General features: G+C 37.9%; 5 protein-coding genes and 1 pseudogene. 4 read left to right on the top strand and 2 right to left on the bottom strand.

Annotated features, from left to right (window positions below; all coding sequences use genetic code 11):
* Positions 1-275 precede the first annotated feature (275 nt).
* The gene (locus MRT15_RS11745; protein ID WP_304330447.1) at positions 276-1103 is read left to right on the top strand and encodes a hypothetical protein; all 828 of its coding nucleotides are present in this window, start codon (positions 276-278) and stop codon (positions 1101-1103) included.
* 10 nt (positions 1104-1113) lie between these two features.
* Positions 1114-1743, top strand: coding sequence for a hypothetical protein (locus tag MRT15_RS11740; RefSeq protein ID WP_304330446.1), 630 nt, complete (start codon positions 1114-1116; stop codon positions 1741-1743).
* A gap of 172 nt (positions 1744-1915) precedes the next feature.
* On the opposite strand, the gene MRT15_RS11735 is transcribed toward MRT15_RS11740, so the two are convergent.
* On the bottom strand, positions 1916-2413 hold the full coding sequence (locus MRT15_RS11735) for a PaREP1 family protein (RefSeq protein WP_304330444.1): 498 nt from the start codon (positions 2411-2413) through the stop codon (positions 1916-1918).
* Positions 2414-2673: 260 nt separating this feature from the next.
* Between MRT15_RS11735 and MRT15_RS11730 the strand changes: the two genes are divergently transcribed.
* Entirely contained in the window at positions 2674-2952 is a 279-nt protein-coding gene (locus MRT15_RS11730) for a lipoate protein ligase C-terminal domain-containing protein (RefSeq protein ID WP_304330443.1), read from the top strand.
* A gap of 15 nt (positions 2953-2967) precedes the next feature.
* Positions 2968-3957, top strand: a complete 990-nt coding sequence (locus MRT15_RS11725; RefSeq protein WP_304330441.1) for a radical SAM protein — start codon at positions 2968-2970, stop codon at positions 3955-3957.
* A gap of 55 nt (positions 3958-4012) precedes the next feature.
* Here the strand turns inward: MRT15_RS11725 and MRT15_RS11720 are convergent.
* Positions 4013-4287 (bottom strand): annotated as a pseudogene (locus MRT15_RS11720) (amidohydrolase); the annotation flags it as partial.

Raw genomic sequence — 4287 nt, 5'->3', positions numbered from 1 at the left:
TATCATCATTCAACCAATTCCAAGCCTCATACATCCTCAAACTCATAATATACCTATCCATCATAAAATTCATATACAGATCAAGCTGGTCCAGAAGCCTATTCATACTAATAATAACCTACATCCTATCCAGCCTAACACGACTCATAACACCAACAATTCCAATGCCAATCTAAAAATTACTATCAAAACGATAGTAATTTGACAATGAACAGTTTTATTTGTCGATATATATATATTGGTTTTTCTATAATGTTTTTTGAGGTGCCCCTTAAATGAAAGGGGTTAGAAATACCTCACTACTATACATAATACCATTAATAGCAATTCTCGCAATACCAATACTCTGCGGAAACGTCTATGCCGTTACACGGTCAAGTAGTGGCGGCACATATGTCACATGGGGTCACATATATCCCCCTGGAGGAACATACCACTACCACACAATAGGCTACTTTGCATGGGCTGCCCAGTGGGAAGACTCCTTTAGTCACGATGGTGATGGAGAAATATACATGGGTGGTAGTGAGGGGACAACATCATGGTACTGCGGAGGACAACAATGGTGGTCACAACCAAACCAAATAATGTATAAAATAGAAGTAATAAAAATAAAAGACTTAACAACACAAACAGAATACACAGACCCGAACATAATATATAGTCACGTATATTTCCATGATGGTTATGTAAGACCTCAAGGCTCACCATATGTGGATACTATTGTTAACTTATTATGGGCTATTGTTCAAACAAAAACAGGATTCTCATTTCCAAACCCATTCCAACTAATATCAAGCTATACGAGTGTTGGTAACAGCTATGGTGAAATTACGGTTTATGGTAGTGGAAGCCTAAGCGAATTTAAAACTTACGTTAAGTTTTCATATACTGGTACTAGTGGGTTTAATTCCACGCATACTTATGAGGTTACTTGTAGGTTGACTTGGTGGGCTTCATTCTCTATATGGGTTGAGGGGGGTCTCCAAGGGAGGAACCCAATTGAGGGGGAGGGCATAATATCTCCAGAAAGTGGACAAGCAGTAGACACAGCATATGCAGCTGCCACAATAGACATAACATTCACAGTCACACCAAGCTAAAGTGATCACTATGAGGAAATACCTAAACAAGAAATACATAACCATTTTTTCAATAATAATCGTAACAATACTTTTATTAGGAAACTACTTCACATGCCCACGCTACTTAAACCCAATTGGGTTAGATTCATTCGATGAATCTTTAGTATGGTTTAAATATTATAAGTTTAATAGTACGGTAATTCATTATAGTAATCCTCTTCTAGGAGAAGCGGATTTTGGGTTCATCACATACGTACCAATACTTCGTGCCCCAACAATCCCAGAAGATGTTAAAGAGATAAGCGTTGTAGTTAAGAAGATAAATGAGAGAACATGCAATCTATTAGTAAAGGGGTTTATCATAAATATTGAGGGAATCACCATATTCCTCTACCCCAACAACACTGAAATCCAATGGTCTACAGTCTTCTTCTATGATAAATTTTTATCTGATTTCTCGGAATTCGATTATAGAATTTACCACGACTATTATTATCTTCCAAAAACTTTGTATGCACGCATTGATTATACAGTTCATGCAATCATAAACCCATATGCCGAAATATGGTATAGCGACTATAAATACATAACCACTGGATTCCACATAAAAATCTATAGTGGAAGCATAACAATCCCAATAACAATAATACCAGAGTAATGAGCCAAACACAACGTTTAATGATGCAATGTTTATTGGCAGTTCCATGTTAGATTCCGCTTCACATTCTATTTTTAGTGATTTATTACTTGATGGTTCAGCTACGGTGATCGATTTGGACTTATATGTGTCGGGTTCGATTGCTGTGAACTTGTATGAGGGGGCTGAACCTTTATTCTTTGGTTGTAATCTTCCGTGCTTCTGTGATCATTTTCTCTATTTCCGTCACTCTCTCCTTTATGCTTTCAGAATCAAGTTTTGCTTCATGGAATCCCCATACATGTAGTGTCCATGCGGCATCCCATGAGGATACAAACCACCTTCCAAGTTTTTGAGAAATCATCCTAACTGCTTTATCAAGTTCTGTGGCAGTCCATCTACCCCTCTTCTCTACGGCTTCGAGGATGTCGTTCAAGTTGAAGTGCACTGTAAGGGCCTTCACAGTCTCTTCAGCAGCTTTATACAACTTCTCACTGGCTTGAACAGGGTCCTTATCAATGAAGTTCATGCCCTCCTCAAAATACCTTAAAGCAAGCTCAATATGGGAATCAACAACGATCTTAGGATCTAAATTTAAAGACTTAGCTAAAAGGTCAATGATAAGTGGTTCAGCATCAAAACCTTTCCTCCTCAACTCCTCAAGAAGCCTTTTCGGAATTATTATACTCATGATTAGAACCCAACATTATCTATCCACACTGCCAGCTTAATAAGCTTCCCTAAAATGTCGACATGCCAACTTCTGCTAAGATCTTACCTTCCTAACTCATCACATTTACAGCTTTGGGAGTAACTTTATTCTCAAGTTGTTAGATTAAAGAATTATGTCCAATAAGACAGCAGTGGGGGATGAAGGTATTCCACTATGTTTTAATTCAAACCGTAATAAGTTTCTTATACTTCCCCTCAAATCTTTTTATGGTGTCCCCATTGAAGTTTAAGGGGGTTTATAAAGCTGCAAAACTAATTAAAGTTTCCATGGAGGTTGATAATGGCATTATAAAAAGTATTAGGATTACTGGTGATTTCTTCATGTATCCGGAGGATGCTATTAGAGGGTTGGAGAATGCGTTGGTCGGTGCGAAATTGGATGCTGTTGAGTTGGAGGGGAGGGTTTCAAAATTCCTCTCAGAGGGGTCTGTAGAGTTCCCCATGATGACCGCTAGAGACATTGTTAATGCAATACTTTCAGCTAAACCTGAAGGGTAGAGGTGTACATTGGTATTGCTGGATTATATTAGGGTATCCATTGGTACTGCTGCTAAACTGGGTTTACTGAGAATTAGGGTTTTAGCTGAACCCACAACAGCGTACTTCATGACCTTTACTGATGGTAGGTGTATGGCTAATTGTGCATTTTGCACACAAGCTAAGGATAGTAAGTCCGACCCAGAATATTTATCCAGAGTTACTTGGCCAAAATTCAAATTCAATGATGTTCTAAACGCAATTAAACATGCTGATGGATTTAGACGGATATGCATTCAAACCCTAATATACCAAGGATACGTTGAAGATACTGCAAACATAGTTTCAAGTATAAGGAAGGTCACGAATTTGCCAATATCAGTTTCAATACATCCTAGAAGTATTGATGATATTATCCTCTTAAAGAATTGTGGTGTTGATAGGATTGGGATAGGAGTTGACGCTGCATCTGAATTGGTGTTTAGGGAAGTGAAGAAGATTTTCTCTTGGAGTAAAACTATGGATATGGTTTTGAAGGCTGCGGAAATTATGGGTCCATATAAGGTTTCAGTGCACTTAATCTATGGTTTAGGGGATTCCGATAAAGAATTCATATCCATGATTAGTAGACTATACGAGTCTAAGATTAATGTTGGTCTATTTGCATTTACACCAATGGAGGGTACACCCATGGAAAATCATCTGAAACCAGATGTATCATCATATAGAGCCGTACAGTTAGCTCATTACCTATTAAAACATAATATGGCAAGCATGGATAACTTTGAATTTGATGATTCTGGGAGGCTTAAAGCAATAAACGTCGATAAAACCCTATTGGCTAGGGTTGTTGAAAGTGGTGAACCATTCAAAACGTCTGGATGCCCAAATTGCAACAGACCATTCTACAATGAGTCTCCAGGTGAAACCATATACAACTATCCAACAATAGATATGGCTTTAATGGATTTATGGAAAATAAAATTACAATTAAAACACATACTTAACAATGGAAAAGAATTTTAACAAGGTATATTCATGAGCTTTATGGAGAAAAAAGGTTGAGTGTTTATTTTATGTTTTATTTTTTCCATGCGTCTAGTGGTGGTTTATGGTCTGGTGGTATTGGAGGTTTATACTTCCTACCCCTAAGTCTCTTGGCATGTTCTTCCTTCGCTTTTTGGAGTAGTTCAGGTGTTGTTAGGAGGTCTAATGCTGTTGTAGCCATTGTTTTTGCTGCAAATATTAATGATTTATGTCCTAGGCCAACACCGCTTTGAGCAACATTCTGCCATGAATGTCCAGGTGTCCCAAGAACCCATGTTGCTGTTCCAAATTCCACAGTCGGAGCCTTCC

This window comes from Candidatus Culexarchaeum yellowstonense (assembly GCF_024707025.1).
GTDB lineage: Archaea > Thermoproteota > Methanomethylicia > Culexarchaeales > Culexarchaeaceae > Culexarchaeum.
The sequence above is the reverse complement of the archived record's forward strand: the minus strand, read 5'-3'. Positions and strand labels throughout refer to the sequence as shown.